This window comes from Ochrobactrum teleogrylli, assembly GCF_006376685.1.
GTDB classification, from domain to species: Bacteria; Pseudomonadota; Alphaproteobacteria; order Rhizobiales; family Rhizobiaceae; genus Brucella; species Brucella teleogrylli.
In genome coordinates this window covers 55,145-71,286 of the sequence record NZ_VEWL01000006.1, presented here as the reverse complement: position 1 = coordinate 71,286, position 16,142 = coordinate 55,145, and the positions used below count along the sequence as shown (strand labels likewise).

Here is a 16,142-nt window from a genome sequence, read left to right as displayed (position 1 = left end):
ATAGGGCGCCCTATACTTAATTCAAAGCAACTAAGAGTGATCGAGCAATCTTAATGTAGTTGTGCCGGGGCTGAGTCATGCCCCTCTTCCGGCGAAGCCACATACTCGCCTTCCACATCCTTCTTCGCGATGAAGGTGTAGAACATTGGCACCACGAACAGCGTAAACATCGTACCGATCACGATACCGGTGAAAATCACCAGACCCATCGAATAACGGGCTGCGGCACCGGCGCCGGTTGCAATGATCAGCGGAACGACGCCAAGCGCCATGGCCGCGGTGGTCATCAGGATCGGGCGCAGACGGGTTTCAGCGGCGGCGACGATTGCATCGCGACGCGAAAGCCCGTGCAGGCGGCGCTGCTGATTGGCGAATTCCACCATCAGAATGCCGTGTTTGGTTATCAGCCCGACGAGGGTGATGAGACCAACCTGCGTGTAGATGTTCAGCGTGCCGAGACCGATATTGAGCGGCACGATAGCGCCGAAGATCGAAAGCGGCACCGACATCATGATGATGAACGGATCGCGGAAGCTTTCGAACTGCGCAGCCAGAACCAGATAGATCACGATAACGGCGAGGCCGAAGGCGATCAGGATGGTGTTGCCCTGCTCCACTTCCAGACGCGACTGACCGGAATAATCCAGGAAGAAGCCTTCCGGCATCTTCGCCTTGGTCAGATCCACAAGCGTTTGCAGGCCCTGGCCCGTGGTGACGCCCGGCAGAGGCAGCGCCGAAATCGTCGCCGAATTGAGCTGGTTGAACTGCTCGATTGCGGCAGGCGATGCGTTCTGCGTGATCGTGATGACTGATGATAGCGGGATCATCGAACCCGAAACGCTGCGGACATAAAATTCACCAAGCTTTTCGGGGTTCGAACGATAGGCATCAGGCACCTGCGTGATGATGTCATAGCTGTTCGAATCGCGGTCGAACTTGGCAATCGACGCACCGCCAGTCAGAAGACCGAGCGTTGCACCGATATCACTGACCTGCACGCCAAGTGTTGCCGCGCGGTCACGGTCGATGGTGATCGTCGTTTCCGGCGCGTTGAAGGACAGCGAATTCTGCACGATGATGAACTGTCCCGAAGCCTGCGCTTCGTTCTTGATCTCTTCTGCCAGTTCGAAAACCGTGTCCGCCGGGCCCGTGGACTGCAAGGCAATCGAGATCGGCAAACCGCCGCCCGTGCCCGGAAGCGATGGTGGAGCGAAGACGAAAGCCTGCACGCCGGCAACTTTGGTCAGACGATTGGTGAGGTCTTCCTGAATCTGCTTCTGCGAGCGGGTACGGTCGTTCCAGTCGCTCAGCACCCACAGCGCGATGCCCGAAGTCGTGCCGCCATCCATACCGACGATCTGGAATCGGGTCTTCTGCTCAGGCAAATCCTTCGTCAGCGCATCGATCTGTTCGGCGTAGAGGTTCGTATAGGCCGAAGTCGCATATTGCGGCGCCTGGAACATCGAGAACAGCGCGCCCGAATCTTCTTCAGGAGCCAGTTCGCTCGATGTGTTCATGAACAGGAAGCCTGTCAGGCCCATCAGCGCCACGACGATCATCAGCGTAATGCCGCGATAGTTCAGCGAGTTGGAGACCCGGCGATGATACCATTTCTCGACACGCGAGAAGGTGCGGTCGATGAACTTCTGAAACCGCGTTTCGCTGCCATGCTTGAGCATGCGCGAGCACATCATCGGAGAGATGGTCAAGGCCGCCACACCGGAGATGATAACGGCACCCGCCAGCGTGAAGGCGAATTCGCGGAACAGCGCGCCGGTCAGACCGCCGGTGAAACCGAGCGGAGCAAACACGGCCGCCAGCGTGATCGTCATGGCGATGATCGAGCCGGTGATTTCCTTCATACCTTTGAAGGCGGCATCCATAGGACGCAGGCCCTCTTCGATGTGGCGGTGAATATTCTCCAGAACGACGATGGCATCATCGACCACGAGGCCGATAGCCAGAACCATGGCCAGCAGCGAGAGAAGATTGATCGAGAAACCAAGCGCGAACAGGAAGAAGCACACACCGATCAGCGAGATCGGAATGGTCACAATCGGAATCAGAACCGAACGGAACGAACCAAGGAAGACGATGATGACCAGAATAACAATGGCCACAGCTTCGCCGATGGTCGTGAACACTTCCTTGATCGACGAACTGATCTGTTCGGTCGCGTCATAGACCAGAACCAGAGACATGCCTTCCGGGAGCGAGTTCTGGATCGATGGCAGTTCCTTGTTGACGGCAGCCGCCATGTCGATCGGGTTTGCCGCTGGTGTCGGATAAACGCCAAGGAACGTACCAGCCGAGCCGTTGAACGACACGATGGTGTCCGTGCTTTGGGCCGCCAGTTCCACCTTCGCCACATCGCGCAGGCGCACGACTTCATCACCCGAAGTCTTGATCGGCATTGCGCCGAAGGCTTCCGGTGTTTGCAGCGTGGATTTGAGCGTGATCGCCGACGCGACATATTCGTTTTTGGTCGTGCCGGGGGCCGACAGGAAGTTCGACGCATTGATTGCGGCCAGCACTTCCGGTGCTGTGATCTGACGCGCCGCCAGCTGGATCGGATCAAGCCAGACGCGCATCGAATAGACCTGACCACCGAGGATTTCAGCCTTGGCGACGCCCTGAATGGTGGACATGCGCGGCTGGATGACGCGTTCCAGATATTCGGTGATCTGCTCGCTGGTCATGTTCGGGTTCTGCGCAGCCAGATACATGGTTGCGAAGCTCTGGCCCGTCCCCTTGACGATGATCGGATCATCGGATTCATCCGGCAGATCGCCGCGAACCTGATTGACCTTGGCGATAACTTCCGTCAGCGCGGCATCCGGATTGGCGCCAAGCTTCATCTGCACCGTCACCGTGCTCGACGATGGGCGGCTGGACGAGGTCACATAGTCAATGTTTTCGGTCGTCGCGACCGATTCAGCGATAGGCGCGGTGATGAAGCCCTGAATGAGTTCAGCGCTGGCACCGGCATAGTTGGTGGTGATGGTGATGACCGTTTCGTCAACCTTCGGATATTCGCGCACCGAAAGCTGCGCGATACCCTGAAGGCCGAGGAGAATGATCATGAGGGCGACCACCGTTGCAAGAACGGGTCGCCGAATGAAAATATCTGAAAAACTCATCGGTTCGCCTATTTCTTGTCAGCCGGATTGGCCGGGTTAACCGCGTTGTCGATGTTCACCGGAACGCCGGGCGAAAGCCTGTTCTGGCCAGCGGTGATGACGATGTCGCCTGCCTTGAGGCCGCTGGTGATTTCCACCACGCCATTGTAGCGACGGCCAAGCTTGACGAAGACCTGCTGCGCGACCAGCTTTTCGCCTTCTGCGGGCTTTGCATCGGCAGCAGGTGTCTTGGCCTCTTCGGCTGGCTTGGCTGCTTCCGCATTGGCCTTACCCTCTTCGGCCTTCTTTTCCGGGCGAACGGCATAGACATAATCGCCATAAAGGCTCGACACGATCGAAGTCTGCGCAATGGCGAACACATTGCTTTCTTCAGGCAGTTCAACGCGCACCTGCACGAACTGACCAGGCGTCAGCTTGTGATCCGGGTTCTTGACTTCGGCGCGCACAGAAACAAGGCGTGTGGTCGGGTCGATCTTCGGATCGATACCGACAATCGTGCCGGTGAAGTCGAGGTTTTCAGCCGTGGAGCCGACCTTGACGGTCTGGCCGAGCTTGATCGAGGTCAGCGACTGTTCCGGCACCGTGAAATCGATGCGCATCATGTTGGTGTCCTGCAAGGTTGCAATTACCGTGCCGGGCGTCAGATACTGACCGATATCGACCTTGGCGATACCGATAACGCCGGAAAACGGTGCCTTCACCGTCTTCTGCGCCAGTGTTGCGCGCATCTTTTCGACCGCTGCTTCAGCGGCGTTGGCGACCGATGCCGTCGTATCGACGTTAGAAACGGCACCGACGCCGCGCGTCCGCAGCGTATCGGCGCGCTTCAGATTCTGCTGGGCAAGGACAGCTTGCGCCTCGGCGGCGACAAGATCAGCCTTCTGGATGCTGTCTTCCAGCTGAAGCAGTACATCGCCCTGCTTCACGTCCTGATTGGAGGTGAAGTTGATCTTCTGCACAATGCCGTCGAGCTGAACCGTCAGGTCAACGCCGTTCAGCGCGTGGGCCGTACCGATGGCTTCAACACCCGGCTGCCATGTACCCGGCTCAACCGTCATGGTGGAAACCGTCTGCGCAGGCTGCTGCATGTTGGCGAACATGTTCTTGATGAACTGTGATCTCCACAGATTGAAGCCGACCAGCCCCCCGACGACGATCACCAGGAACACGATTGCCAGAATTAGGCGCTTTATCATTGCGGTTGTACTCCGGGGTGGCGCCCTGAACGCTGTTAAAAAGCGTCGAGGGGGGACGTTGAGCGCATCCCTTGGCCATCACACAAAGGTCGCGCGTATTTTACTTGAATTAGCGGAGCGAATAACTGTACCGTCTGGACGGTATTGTCAACTCATGAACTGTCAGGAGACCCGGCGAAGTTGTTAGCTAAAAAGAAGGTCTCTTCGCGTGATCGTATTTTACGCGCGGCAGTTGAGCTAGCCCGGGAAGTGGGGCCGGCTCATATTTCACTTGACGCCGTTGCCGCCCGAGCCGGGCTGTCGAAAGGCGGATTGCTTTATTCTTTTCCGACCAAGGCAAAGCTGCTTGAGGGCGTTGTCGAAGAATATATGAAAGAACATGAGCGCGCGATGGAGGTTCAGGAAACGCTCCAGTCCGGCGATAAAAACCGCGTTGCGCGGGCTTTTCTGGATGTTTACCGCGTTCAGGCCGACGATGAACCACCTGCCTGTGGCGTTCTTGCGGCACTCGCCGAAGATCCGGGTTTCATGGTGCCCGTTCGCCAGTACCATCGGACATTTCTCGACCGCATGATCAAAGACACGACCGACCCCGATACGGCGCTGATCGTCTATCTGGCCGTGGCCGGGCTTGAGTGTTCCAAATTGATGGAATGCGAGATTGTCACTGATGAAGAGCAGCGTGCCGTTCTCTGCCGTTTGGAAAACATGCTGACAGAAAACTGACAGTATTTAAGAAAAAAGGGCGCCGAGCGCCCTTTTATTTAACAGCCTGCGAATCACAGAGCCGGAATGTCTCCGCGTTCCCATCCAGCGGTGGTTTCAGCGGCAAAATCGTTGAAACGACCTTCGGCAATCGCTGCGCGGATGCCCTTCATCAGATACTGGTAATAGGCCAGATTGTTCCAGGTCAGCAGCATGGCGCCGAGTGCCTCACCGGACTTCACCAGATGGTGCAGATAGGCGCGACTGTAGTCGCGCGATGCCGGGCAATCGGATTCCGGATCGAGCGGACGATGATCGTCGGCATGGCGCGCATTGCGCAGATTGACCTTGCCAAAACGCGTGAAGGCCAGACCGTGACGCCCTGCGCGGGTTGGCATGACGCAGTCGAACATGTCGATGCCGCGCGCGACAGATTTTAAAATATCGTCCGGCGTGCCGACGCCCATCAGATAGCGCGGCTTTTCAGCGGGCAGGATCGGACAGACGACTTCCAGCATGTCCAGCATGACGTTCTGCGGCTCTCCGACAGCAAGGCCACCCACCGAATAGCCCTTGAGGTCCATGGCTTTCAGCGCTTCGGCTGAACGCTCGCGCAGACGAGCATTGTCGCCGCCCTGCACAATGCCGAACATGGCCTTGCCCGGCTGGTCGCCAAAGGCCACCTTGCAACGCTCGGCCCAGCGAAGCGACAGTTCCATCGCGCGCTCGGTGTTCTTTTCCGGCGATGGCAACGCCACGCATTCATCGAGCTGCATCTGGATATCACTATCCAGCAGGCCCTGAATTTCGATGGAACGCTCCGGCGTCATCTCATAGGCTTTGCCGTCGATATGCGAGCGGAAGGTCACGCCCTTCTCATCAAGCTTGCGCAATTGAGCCAGCGACATGACCTGAAAACCACCGGAATCGGTCAGGATCGGGCCTTTCCAGCCGCCGAATTCGTGCAATCCGCCAAGGCGGGCAACACGCTCTGCGCCGGGGCGCAGCATGAGATGATAGGTATTGCCGAGGATGATATCCGCGCCAAGGTCCTTCACCTGGTCCATATACATGGCCTTGACTGTTCCGGCTGTGCCAACCGGCATGAAGGCAGGCGTGCGCACCACGCCGCGCGGCATGGAAATTTCACCCTGACGGGCCGCGCCGTCGCGGGCGAGGACTTTGAATTCAAAATTTTCGCTGGTCATGGCCGTTGTCTATTATGTCAAGCGCGTTCAAGCAAGCTGCCGTCGCCGTAGGAATAAAAGCGATAGCCGGTTTCAATGGCGCGTTCATAGGCAGCGCGCATGGTGTCGAGGCCGCTGAAGGCGGAAACCAGCATGAACAGCGTCGAACGCGGCAAGTGGAAATTGGTCATCAGCATGTCGACTGCGCGGAATTTATAGCCGGGCGTGATGAAGATGTCGGTCGGGCCGGACCAAGGACGAATGAGACCATCCTCGCCCGCAGCACTTTCAATGAGCCGGAGCGACGTCGTGCCGACACAAACCACGCGGCCACCGCGCTCATGCACGGCGTTCAGCGCATCCGCAGTCTTCTGCGAGACATAGCCGATCTCGGAATGCATTTTGTGGTCGGTGGTGTCGTCGGCCTTGACGGGCAGGAAAGTCCCCGCCCCGACATGCAGCGTCACGAAATGCTGTTCAATGCCCTTGGCCTTGATCTTTTCCAGAAGGTCGGGCGTGAAATGGAGCCCGGCGGTCGGGGCTGCGACAGCGCCTTCCTCACGGGCATAAACGGTTTGATAGTCGCTGCGGTCGCGGTCGTCTTCCGCGCGCTTCGAAGCGATATAAGGTGGAAGCGGGATATGTCCGACAGCAGCGATTGCTTCATCCAGCATCGCGCTGGACAGATCGAACACGAGAAGCGCCTCGCCCGCCTCGCCTTTCTCGGCAACGGTTGCATCGAGGGTGCCAAGAAAGCAGCTTGAACCGGAATGACCGAAGCGGATGCGGTCGCCTTCCTTAACGCGCTTGGCCGGGCGCAGAAACGCCGCCCAGCGATCTGGTCCCATCCGCATATGCAAGGTTGCGCTGACTTGGCTGATATTGCCGTCGCGTTCGCGCATACCTTCAAGTTGCGCCGGTATCACCTTGGTATCATTGAAAACAAGCGCATCGCCCGGCTGCAGCAGATCGGGCAGATCATAGACGTGACGATCCTCGAAGGGCTTGCCCGGAACAACACGCAAAAGCCTAGCATGGTCGCGCGGCTCCGCTGGGCGCAGGGCAATACGCTCTTCCGGCAGATCGAAATCGAAAAGATCAACACGCATGATAGGCCTCGTACATAGCTGTGGCCCCGGTATGAACCGGAGCCGCAATTTTCATTGGAAATAGTCGATCAGGCGTCGGCTGCGATGCGGGCAGACACGATCTTGTCCGGGTCGGTGACCGGCTCGCCGCGCTTGATCTTGTCGACATTGTCCATGCCTTCAATGACCTGACCCCATACGGTGTACTGGCGGTCCAGCCAGGGAGCATCGGTAAAGCAGATGAAGAACTGCGAGTTGGCAGAATTCGGGTTCTGGCTGCGTGCCATCGAAGCCGTGCCGCGCTTGTGCTGGGTGTTGGAGAACTCAGCCTTCAGGTCCGGCTTGTCCGAACCGCCCATGCCAGCGCGCGAGCCGTTGAAATGTTCGCCGCCCGACTTGCCGAACTTCACGTCGCCGGTCTGCGCCATGAAGCCGTCAATGACACGGTGGAACACGACGCCATCATAAGCGCCTTCGCGTGCCAGTTCCTTGATGCGCTCGACATGGCCCGGAGCCAGGTCGGGATAGAGTTCGAGCACGACATTGCCCTTGGTGGTTTCCAGAACGAGCGTGTTTTCGGGGTCTTTGTAAGCCATTGGGCCTCTCCTGTTTCAATGCGTTCGATAAGACGCGTTGTATTGGATATTTATTTCTGAATGGTCGCCTTGACGATCTTGTCCGGGTTTTCGACGGACCCATTATCGGATTCGCTGCCCTTCTTTATCTTGTCCACGGCTTCCATGCCGCTGACAACTTTGCCGACAACCGTATATTGGCCGTTCAGGAAAGCACCGTCGTCGAACATGATGAAGAACTGCGAATTGGCGGAATTCGGGCTCTGGCTGCGGGCCATGCCGACAGTGCCGCGCACGAAAGGTTCTTTCGAGAATTCAGCCTTGATATCAGGCAGTTTGGAGCCGCCGGTGCCAACGCGCGATGCATCGAAGCCCTTGTTCATATTGCCGAATTCGACATCGCCGGTCTGGGCCATGAAGCCCGGAATGACACGATGGAAGGCAACGCCGTCATAGGCGCCTTCGCTTGCCAGCTTCTCGATCTGGGCCACATGCTTCGGCGCGAGGTCGGGACGCAGCTGGATTGCGACATCACCGTCCTTGAGCTTCAGAACGAGCGTGTCCGCCGCATTGGCGATGGATGCCATCACGCCTTGAGACAGTGTAAAAATCGCGGCAGCGGCAAGCGCCGAACGGATAAATTTCATGATCGAAAAACTCCCAAACCTCAGGATTTGAATTTTGCTTCAAGGGCAGCGGCCACAACAGCCGGTACGAAAGGCCTGATATCGCCGCCCATGGACGCAATCTGGCGAACCAATGTGGCGGTAATGGTGCGCACGGCAGGATCGGCCGGCAGGAAAACGGTCTGCAATTCCGGCGCCATAGTGCCGTTCATGCCCGCCATCTGCATTTCGTAATCGAGATCGGTGCCGTCGCGCAGGCCGCGCACCATCAGCTGCGCCTTATGCTTGCGCGCCGAGTCGATCACCAATCCATCAAAGGAGATAACGGAAACGCGCGCTGCTTCACCGCCAAGAACAGCTTTCGCGCTCTGGCCGATCAGTTCCACGCGTTCCTCAAAACTGAACAGCGGCTTCTTACCGGGATGCATGCCAATGGCGACAATAACCTCATCGGCAAGGCGCAAAGCACCTTTCAGGACATCCATATGGCCGTTTGTCACCGGGTCGAAGGAGCCCGCATAGATCGCGATTGTCATTTCTTCCAGCTAGCCTTTTCTGACAGGATTTTCAACAAGAACCAGAACGATAAGAAAATAGAAACCAAGAAACCAATTGAACGCGATGTGAACGATGATTTCACGGCAAGTTCACAACCGATTTACCAGAATAGGCGCAAGTTTGGTGCAACCTTTTCGTTTCTGAAGCGTATGTATGTCGAAAGGATATGACGATGATGATCTTTCTTCTGGCATTATCCATGATGGTCGCAATGGCCGCATCGGCAATCATATTGCTCCTTGAGGAGAACGAAGCCAAACGCCAACGCGTGCGTCAGGTGGCCTTCGACCTAAACAGCATGCGCAACATGCGCTCACGGTAATTCGTATCTTCCTGGCTTGAACACTCGCCTTTCGGCTTGAGATTGAGCATCCAGAAGAAGAACACATCACCGGCGGTATTCCCGAAACAAATCAACTATCTGTCGTAATGACGCAACCTGATTAGAAGATCGCCAATTCCTCCAGTCTTGGCATCTGAAAAAGGCCGATGGTTTTGCCATCGGCCTTTTTCATTGCGCTTACTCCAACCGGGGCATCAAGCCCGGCTAGTTTGCTTATTCTTCGCTGGCTGCGGGTGCTTCGCCTCCGGGCGCGGATTCGCCACCCTCAACGTCACCATTGCCGTTTTCCTCATCGCTTTCCGTTTCGGAAATACGCTCAACGGAAACAACCTTTTCACCGTCAGCCGTGTTGAAGATCGTAACACCCTTGGTCGAACGGCCCGCGAGACGGATACCATCGACAGGCACGCGGATCAGCTGGCCACCATCGGAGACGAGCAGGATCTGGTCACTTGCTTCGACCGGGAACAGCGAAACGAGCTTGCCGATTTCGTCGGTCTTCGACGTGTCGGTGGCACGGATGCCCTTGCCGCCACGGCCCGAAACACGGAACTCGTAAGACGATGAACGTTTGCCGTAGCCATATTCGCTGACCGTCAGCACGGTTTGTTCGCGCGCCTTCAGTTCCTGATACCGCTCTTCGGAAAGTTCGGCGTCCGTACCGACTTCTTCACCAACAACGACGATATCGTCGGCATCGTCCGCGCCTTGCGCCCGGCGTTCGGCAATCGAACGCTTGAGATAGGCGGAACGCTGCGAGGCATCGGCTTCGACATGGTGCAGGATCGCCATGGAGATGACCTTGTCGCCATCCGCCAGATTAATGCCGCGCACGCCGATCGAGTTGCGGCCTGCGAAGACGCGCACATCGGTAACCGGGAAGCGGATACACTGGCCGCCGGCGCAGGTCAGAAGCACGTCGTCGAATTCCGTACAGGTATCGACGGAGAGGATTTCATCCCCGTCATCCTCGAGCTTCATCGCGATCTTGCCGTTGCGGTTGACCTGAACGAAGTCCGACAGCTTGTTACGGCGAACCGTACCGCGCGTGGTCGAGAACATGACGTCCAGATTTGCCCAGGAATCTTCATCCTCCGGCAACGGCATGATGGTCGTGATGCGCTCGCCCTGCTGCAACGGCAGCATGTTGATGAGAGCCTTGCCGCGCGATTGCGGTGTGCCGACCGGCAGGCGCCAGACCTTTTCCTTGTAGACAATGCCACGCGAGGAGAAGAACAGAACCGGCGTATGCGTATTGGCGACAAACAGGCGGGTGACGAAATCTTCATCCTTCGTCGCCATGCCGGAACGGCCCTTGCCACCGCGGCGCTGTGCGCGATAGGTCGTCAACGGAACGCGCTTGATATAGCCCGCATGGCTGACGGTGACGACCATGTCTTCGCGAGCGATCAGGTCTTCGTCGTCCATTTCCGCGCCGCCGAAACCGATTTCGGTGCGGCGTGGCTTGCCGAACTCGTCACGAACGGCAATCATCTCGTCCTTGACGATGGTCATGACGCGCAAACGCGACGACAGGATATCCAGATAATCGCGGATTTCCTCGCCGATCTTGTTCAGTTCGTCCGCCACTTCGTCACGTCCGAGCGCGGTCAGGCGCTGCAGACGCAATTCGAGAATGGCGCGGGCCTGTTCTTCGGAGAGGTTATAGGTGTTGTCTTCATTGATGCGGTGACGTGGATCGTCGATCAGGCGGATCAACGGTGCAACGTCAGCGGCGGGCCAGCGGCGCTCCATCAACTGTTCACGCGCGGTCGTTGGATCGGGCGCGCGACGGATCAGTGCGATCACTTCATCGATATTGGCAACCGCAATCGCCAGACCCACCAACACATGCGCACGGTCGCGCGCCTTGTTCAGCAGGAACTTGGTGCGGCGGGTGACGACTTCCTCGCGGAAGGCCACGAAGGCGCGCAGCATGTCGAGCAGCGTCAGCTGTTCCGGCTTGCCGCCATTCAGCGCCACCATGTTGCAGCCGAACGAGGTCTGCAACGGCGTGTAGCGATAGAGCTGATTCAGCACGACATCGGCAACGGCGTCACGTTTCAATTCGACCACGACGCGATAGCCTTCACGGTCGGATTCGTCGCGCAGATCGGAAATACCTTCGATGCGCTTGTCGCGCACCAGTTCGGCCATTTTCTCGATCATCGAGGCCTTATTCACCTGATACGGAATCTCGGTGATGATAATGGCTTCGCGGTCGCCGCGCATCGGCTCGATTGCCGCGCGTCCACGCATGATCACCGAACCGCGCCCGGTCGTATAGGCGGAATTGATGCCAGCACGTCCGAGAATGATGCCTCCGGTCGGGAAATCGGGACCCGGAATGATCTCCATGATTTCTTCCAGCGGGATGGCTGGATTTTCAATTAACGCGATGCAGCCGTCGATGACTTCGGCAAGGTTGTGCGGCGGAATATTGGTCGCCATGCCGACCGCAATACCGCCCGAACCGTTGACGAGGAGGTTCGGGAAACGCGCTGGCATAACCACCGGCTCCCGCTCGCGACCGTCGTAATTGTCCTGGAAATTGACCGTATCCTTGTCGATGTCCGACAGAAGGGCTTCGGTGAGTTTTTCCAGACGGCATTCGGTATAACGCATCGCCGCCGGGGGATCGCCGTCGATGGAACCGAAATTGCCCTGCCCGTCGACAAGCGGATCGCGCATGGAGAAATCCTGCGCCATACGCACGAGGGCATCGTAGATCGAGGCATCGCCATGCGGGTGATATTTACCCATGACCTCACCGACCACACCCGCCGATTTACGGTAGGGGCGGTTATAGGCGAGATTCATCTCGTTCATGGCGTGAAGGATACGACGATGCACTGGCTTCAGGCCGTCGCGCACGTCGGGCAGAGCACGGCTCACGATAACGCTCATGGCGTAGTCGAGATATGAGCGCTGCATTTCCTCGATAATGGAAATCGGCTCAATACCGCTCGGGCCGCCATTCATATCGTCGGAACCGGGTGGAGGGGTTTGATCTGACACTATTCAGATATCTTTCTCAACAGAATCGATAAAGTCTCTTTATAAAGGAAAGTAGCGCAAAACGCCAATTTCGAGACCATTTCCGGCGGCTAAATCGTTTTTGTAAATCAATGACTTATAAGATATTCACATAAACATGGCGCAAGCTTGTTGCTCGATCCGGCACTTTGCATCGACCAATGCGGCTTGATCGTCTAGAATTCAATCGTGACAGACCAATGAGAGGGCGACAGTAGCATGGGGTTCTACGATACCGTATTCAGCGCCTTCGTCACCCTTCTTGTCACGATCGATCCACCGGGCCTGGCGCCGCTGTTTCTGGCGTTGACGCCGGGCATGGATCGTCACCATCGCGGTCAGGTCGCGCTTCGCGCTTCCATCATCGGATTCATCGTCATGGCGCTCTTTGCCGTGGCAGGCGTGCAGATCCTCGGCATGTTCGGCATTTCCATCGGGGCTTTCCGCGTCGCCGGTGGTCTGCTGCTGTTCTGGATCGCGTTTGAAATGATTTTCGAGAAGCGAACCGAGCGCAAAGAAAAGAGTGCCGAAGTCGCGATCACCAAGGATCATATCCGCAATATTGCCGCCTTCCCGCTCGCAATACCGCTTATTGCCGGTCCCGGCGCGATCTCGGCCATCGTGCTGACGTCGAACTCATTCCATGGCTTCGGGCCGCGTATCGCCCTTCTGGGGGTGATCTTCGTTTGCCTGCTCATTACCTATGTCGTGCTTCTGCTCGCAGAACGCGTCGACCGGTTCCTTGGCGAAACCGGTCGATCCATTCTTACCCGCTTGCTGGGTGTCATTCTGGCGGCACTCGCCGTTCAGTTCGTCGCCGACGGTATCAAGACGCTCATAACCGGTTAAGAGCATTTCCAGCAAAAGTGCGAAGCGGTTTTGCGTCGGATAATGCGTATGAATGAATGTATAGAGCGGTTTTTAATAACCGCTCTATACCGATTTCTGTGCCTTCTTGCCGATCATGGCATGACGCAGCTTTGACGAGAACCAGTCGATAACCGCAACAGCAATAAGGATCATGATGATCAGGAACGAAACGTCCTGAAGGTTCAAAACCTTGATCTGTTCGGCCAGATGCGCGCCGATGCCGCCTGCCCCGACAATACCGATGATCGTTGCCGAGCGCGTGTTGGACTCGAAGAAGTACAGAACCTGACTACCGATCAGCGGCAGAACCTGCGGCAGCACGCCGAAACGATAACCGTGCAGACGGTTGCCTCCCGACGACAGAACACCTTCAACCGGCTTCTTGTCCGCGCCTTCAATGGCTTCCGAAAACAGCTTGCCGAAAGCGCCAAAGTCGGAACAGGCGATAGCCAGAATACCGGCGAAAGGTCCTAGCCCCACCACTGACACCCAGATCAGCGCCCAGATCAGCGTATCGACGCCACGGATGGTATCGAGAAAGCGACGTATGCCGAAATGCAGGAAGATGTTCGGGATGATGTTCTTCGCCGCCAGAAACCCGAACGGAAAGGCCAGTAAGGCGGCCAAAAGCGTGCCCAGATAGGCAATGGCCAGCGTTTCCAGCATTGACCACAGATATAGGCTGAAACGGCCATTGGATGCCGGTGGCAGCATCATCAAGGCGAAATCGCCGAGACGACCGAAGCCGTTCAGGATACGCAGCAGCGAAAAATCCAGCCAGTAGAAGGCAAACCACAACGAGGCGATGATGAGCACGCCGGCAATCGTCAGATTGCGCCATGTGCGCGTATTGCCGAACAGTTCCGCATATTCCGCGCGCAATTCCTTATCGTGGGCATGGGCTTCGCGGGAGAGGCTTTGTGCAATGTCTGTCATGATAAGCTCCCCTTTAACCGATGCGGCCCAGAAGCGCGTGACGCACACGCTGGGTGATGAGATCGATCACGACTATCGTGACGATAATCAGCAACAGGATGGCGCTGACATCGCTGTAATAAAATTGCCGGATGGAAGTGAGCAGTTCCTGACCGATACCGCCTGCACCGACAAAGCCCATGACGGAAGCACCACGCACATTGATTTCAAAGCGCAGCAACCCGTAGGAGGCGAAATTGGCGGCGACCTGTGGTAGTACGGCAAAGCGGATGACCTGAAGGCCGGAGCCGCCGGAAGCACGGATGCCTTCCACGGGCCGCATGTCGATGTTTTCGACTACTTCCGAAAAGAGTTTGCCGAGCGCGCCGGTCGTGTGAAGCATCAGAGCCAGCACACCGGCCATTGGTCCCAGACCGAAAGCGATAACAAATAGTAAGGCGAACACGATTTCAGGCACGGTCCGCAGCAGTTCTAGTCCACGACGAACGATGAAACGCACCGTCGAGTTCGGGGCCATATTGGAGGACGCTGCGAAGGAAGCCGCAAAAGCGATAACCGCCCCGATCAGCGTGGCGAGATAGGCGATCAGCAACGTCTCGAAGAGCATCTTGAGCCAGCCACCGATATTCCAGTACCACGCGGCCATGTCGCCCCAGAAATTGGCGATGGTCAGATCTGGCAGAATGCGCCCGAGATAACTTGTAAAGCGAAAGAGATTTTCAACCAGTGTGCCCGGCCGAACGTCGGCAACAACAGAGGCAGCTATGGCGATAACGATAAGGCCGACGAGGAAACCGATGCCGTAAAGGCGTCGTTTCCCGACTTCCCTGCGATACTCGGCGAGCAGGCCCTTGGAGCCGCTGCCGTCGAGAGTGGATATCGTCATGCGAGATTCCCTAACAAAAATGCCCGAAGCTTTTGCGGCTTCGGGCATTTCGATTGTTTTTCGGATCAGGACTTGCGTGCCTTGTCGTTGAACTTCAGCATCTCGATGATCGGCTCATAATCCTTGGTTTCGGTCGCCACGAATTCCTGGTCCTTGCCATCGGAAAGGGCGTCAAATCCGGCTTTGTCCTTCTTTGGCATGTCGAGGAAAGCCTGCTTGATGTCAGCCTTCAGCTGGTCAGGCAACGTGCTGAGCACGGCAAACGGACCTTCCGGCAGGAAGTCCGACTTGAAGATGATGCGGAAATCGTCCTTCGTCAGCGCCTTGCCGTCTGCGTCCTTGAGAACACCGCGGCTGATCATGCGGGTCAGGTTGGAGTCGTTTTCCGAGTTCCACGAATTGGCGGCGGCGTCAGCGGTGCCCTGAGCAAGCGCCAGAACAGCGTTTTCATGGCTGCCAGCGAAGAAGTTCTTCCCGAAGAACGTATCGACGCTATAGCCGTCGCGGTTCAGGAAGTAGCGTGGCGCATTGTTGCCCGAGGTGGAGTTCGGATCGACGAGCGCGATGCTCTTGCCCTTCAGGTCGTCCATTTTCTGGTATGGGCTGTTGGCGCGAACATAAACGACCGAATAATAGCCATTGACGCCGGTGTCGTGACGCTGGTTGACGAGCGGCGTGGTTTCAACGCCGGTCATGACGGCGCGTGCATAGGAAGCCGGGCCATAGAAAGCGATCTGGATATTGCCAGCGCGCTGGCCTTCGATAACGGCGGCGTAGTCGTTTGCAACGCGCAGCGTGACCTTGGTGCCCAGTTCCTTGCCGAGATAAGCGGCGAGCGGCGCATAACGGTCGCTGGTGGTCGAGGCGTTTTCAGCCGGGATAACACCCAGAACCAGTTCCGGATATTCCTTGCTCCAGTCAGCAGCCTGAGCATGGAAGGTCATGGTAGCGGTGAGCGCAACAGCCGCCAGAAAAGTTCTACGGTTAAGCATAAGT

14 protein-coding genes are annotated in these 16,142 nt (G+C 57.2%); 3 read left to right on the top strand and 11 right to left on the bottom strand.

Going from position 1 to position 16,142, the window contains the following annotated elements:
• Positions 1 to 50: 50 nt before the first annotated feature.
• Both FIC94_RS11540 and FIC94_RS11535 read right to left on the bottom strand, forming a co-directional pair.
• Positions 51 to 3,140: an efflux RND transporter permease subunit gene (locus FIC94_RS11540; protein ID WP_121536188.1), complete on the bottom strand. Its 3,090-nt coding sequence runs from the start codon at positions 3,138 to 3,140 to the stop codon at positions 51 to 53.
• A gap of 8 nt (positions 3,141 to 3,148) precedes the next feature.
• Positions 3,149 to 4,336, bottom strand: coding sequence for an efflux RND transporter periplasmic adaptor subunit (locus FIC94_RS11535; RefSeq protein ID WP_140024970.1), 1,188 nt, complete (start codon positions 4,334 to 4,336; stop codon positions 3,149 to 3,151).
• A gap of 180 nt (positions 4,337 to 4,516) precedes the next feature.
• Here FIC94_RS11535 and FIC94_RS11530 point away from each other — a divergent pair, with 180 nt between their 5' ends.
• Positions 4,517 to 5,062 (top strand): TetR/AcrR family transcriptional regulator, encoded by a 546-nt coding sequence (locus FIC94_RS11530; RefSeq protein WP_109368979.1) that lies wholly within the window; start codon positions 4,517 to 4,519, stop codon positions 5,060 to 5,062.
• 53 nt (positions 5,063 to 5,115) lie between these two features.
• Here the strand turns inward: FIC94_RS11530 and tgt are convergent, their stop codons facing one another.
• From tgt to coaD, 5 genes are all read right to left on the bottom strand, one after another.
• Positions 5,116 to 6,249, bottom strand: coding sequence for a tRNA guanosine(34) transglycosylase Tgt (gene tgt, locus FIC94_RS11525; RefSeq protein ID WP_140024969.1), 1,134 nt, complete (start codon positions 6,247 to 6,249; stop codon positions 5,116 to 5,118).
• Between the two features lie 17 nt (positions 6,250 to 6,266).
• A complete protein-coding gene (queA, locus tag FIC94_RS11520) occupies positions 6,267 to 7,337 on the bottom strand; it encodes a tRNA preQ1(34) S-adenosylmethionine ribosyltransferase-isomerase QueA (protein WP_140024968.1) in 1,071 nt (356 codons plus the stop codon).
• Between the two features lie 68 nt (positions 7,338 to 7,405).
• Positions 7,406 to 7,912 carry a peptidylprolyl isomerase gene (locus FIC94_RS11515; RefSeq protein WP_109368976.1) on the bottom strand — a complete coding sequence of 169 codons (507 nt, stop codon included), beginning with the start codon at positions 7,910 to 7,912 and terminating at the stop codon, positions 7,406 to 7,408.
• A 50-nt stretch (positions 7,913 to 7,962) separates the two neighbouring features.
• Positions 7,963 to 8,538: a peptidylprolyl isomerase gene (locus FIC94_RS11510; protein WP_109368975.1), complete on the bottom strand. Its 576-nt coding sequence runs from the start codon at positions 8,536 to 8,538 to the stop codon at positions 7,963 to 7,965.
• 20 nt (positions 8,539 to 8,558) lie between these two features.
• Complete coding sequence (gene coaD / locus FIC94_RS11505; RefSeq protein ID WP_140024967.1) at positions 8,559 to 9,053, bottom strand: pantetheine-phosphate adenylyltransferase; 495 nt, start codon at positions 9,051 to 9,053, stop codon at positions 8,559 to 8,561.
• A 194-nt stretch (positions 9,054 to 9,247) separates the two neighbouring features.
• Between coaD and FIC94_RS22425 the strand changes: the two genes are divergently transcribed.
• The gene (locus tag FIC94_RS22425; protein WP_167836029.1) at positions 9,248 to 9,397 is read left to right on the top strand and encodes a hypothetical protein; all 150 of its coding nucleotides are present in this window, start codon (positions 9,248 to 9,250) and stop codon (positions 9,395 to 9,397) included.
• Between the two features lie 234 nt (positions 9,398 to 9,631).
• Here FIC94_RS22425 and gyrA read toward each other — a convergent pair whose 3' ends face one another.
• Positions 9,632 to 12,400: a DNA gyrase subunit A gene (gene gyrA / locus FIC94_RS11495; RefSeq protein WP_140025076.1), complete on the bottom strand. Its 2,769-nt coding sequence runs from the start codon at positions 12,398 to 12,400 to the stop codon at positions 9,632 to 9,634.
• A 273-nt stretch (positions 12,401 to 12,673) separates the two neighbouring features.
• Here gyrA and FIC94_RS11490 point away from each other — a divergent pair, with 273 nt between their 5' ends.
• Positions 12,674 to 13,303 carry a MarC family protein gene (locus FIC94_RS11490; protein ID WP_109368972.1) on the top strand — a complete coding sequence of 210 codons (630 nt, stop codon included), beginning with the start codon at positions 12,674 to 12,676 and terminating at the stop codon, positions 13,301 to 13,303.
• Positions 13,304 to 13,387: 84 nt separating this feature from the next.
• Here FIC94_RS11490 and phnE (FIC94_RS11485) read toward each other — a convergent pair whose 3' ends face one another.
• The 3 genes from phnE (FIC94_RS11485) to phnD form a co-directional block, all read right to left on the bottom strand.
• Positions 13,388 to 14,260 carry a phosphonate ABC transporter, permease protein PhnE gene (phnE, locus tag FIC94_RS11485; protein WP_140024966.1) on the bottom strand — a complete coding sequence of 291 codons (873 nt, stop codon included), beginning with the start codon at positions 14,258 to 14,260 and terminating at the stop codon, positions 13,388 to 13,390.
• A gap of 13 nt (positions 14,261 to 14,273) precedes the next feature.
• Positions 14,274 to 15,146: a phosphonate ABC transporter, permease protein PhnE gene (gene phnE, locus FIC94_RS11480; protein ID WP_140024965.1), complete on the bottom strand. Its 873-nt coding sequence runs from the start codon at positions 15,144 to 15,146 to the stop codon at positions 14,274 to 14,276.
• A gap of 65 nt (positions 15,147 to 15,211) precedes the next feature.
• On the bottom strand, positions 15,212 to 16,138 hold the full coding sequence (gene phnD, locus FIC94_RS11475) for a phosphonate ABC transporter substrate-binding protein (protein ID WP_140024964.1): 927 nt from the start codon (positions 16,136 to 16,138) through the stop codon (positions 15,212 to 15,214).
• Between the last annotated feature and the right edge of the window lie 4 nt (positions 16,139 to 16,142).

Coding starts and splice junctions, on each gene's coding strand:
- FIC94_RS11540 (WP_121536188.1), bottom strand. CDS start 3,140: ATGAGTTTTTCAGATATTTTCATTCGGCGACCCGTTCTTGCAACGGTG.
- FIC94_RS11535 (WP_140024970.1), bottom strand. CDS start 4,336: ATGATAAAGCGCCTAATTCTGGCAATCGTGTTCCTGGTGATCGTCGTC.
- tgt (WP_140024969.1), bottom strand. CDS start 6,249: ATGACCAGCGAAAATTTTGAATTCAAAGTCCTCGCCCGCGACGGCGCG.
- queA (WP_140024968.1), bottom strand. CDS start 7,337: ATGCGTGTTGATCTTTTCGATTTCGATCTGCCGGAAGAGCGTATTGCC.
- FIC94_RS11515 (WP_109368976.1), bottom strand. CDS start 7,912: ATGGCTTACAAAGACCCCGAAAACACGCTCGTTCTGGAAACCACCAAG.
- FIC94_RS11510 (WP_109368975.1), bottom strand. CDS start 8,538: ATGAAATTTATCCGTTCGGCGCTTGCCGCTGCCGCGATTTTTACACTG.
- coaD (WP_140024967.1), bottom strand. CDS start 9,053: ATGACAATCGCGATCTATGCGGGCTCCTTCGACCCGGTGACAAACGGC.
- FIC94_RS22425 (WP_167836029.1), top strand. CDS start 9,248: ATGATGATCTTTCTTCTGGCATTATCCATGATGGTCGCAATGGCCGCA.
- gyrA (WP_140025076.1), bottom strand. CDS start 12,400: ATGAATGGCGGCCCGAGCGGTATTGAGCCGATTTCCATTATCGAGGAA.
- FIC94_RS11490 (WP_109368972.1), top strand. CDS start 12,674: ATGGGGTTCTACGATACCGTATTCAGCGCCTTCGTCACCCTTCTTGTC.
- phnE (WP_140024966.1), bottom strand. CDS start 14,260: ATGACAGACATTGCACAAAGCCTCTCCCGCGAAGCCCATGCCCACGAT.
- phnE (WP_140024965.1), bottom strand. CDS start 15,146: ATGACGATATCCACTCTCGACGGCAGCGGCTCCAAGGGCCTGCTCGCC.
- phnD (WP_140024964.1), bottom strand. CDS start 16,138: ATGCTTAACCGTAGAACTTTTCTGGCGGCTGTTGCGCTCACCGCTACC.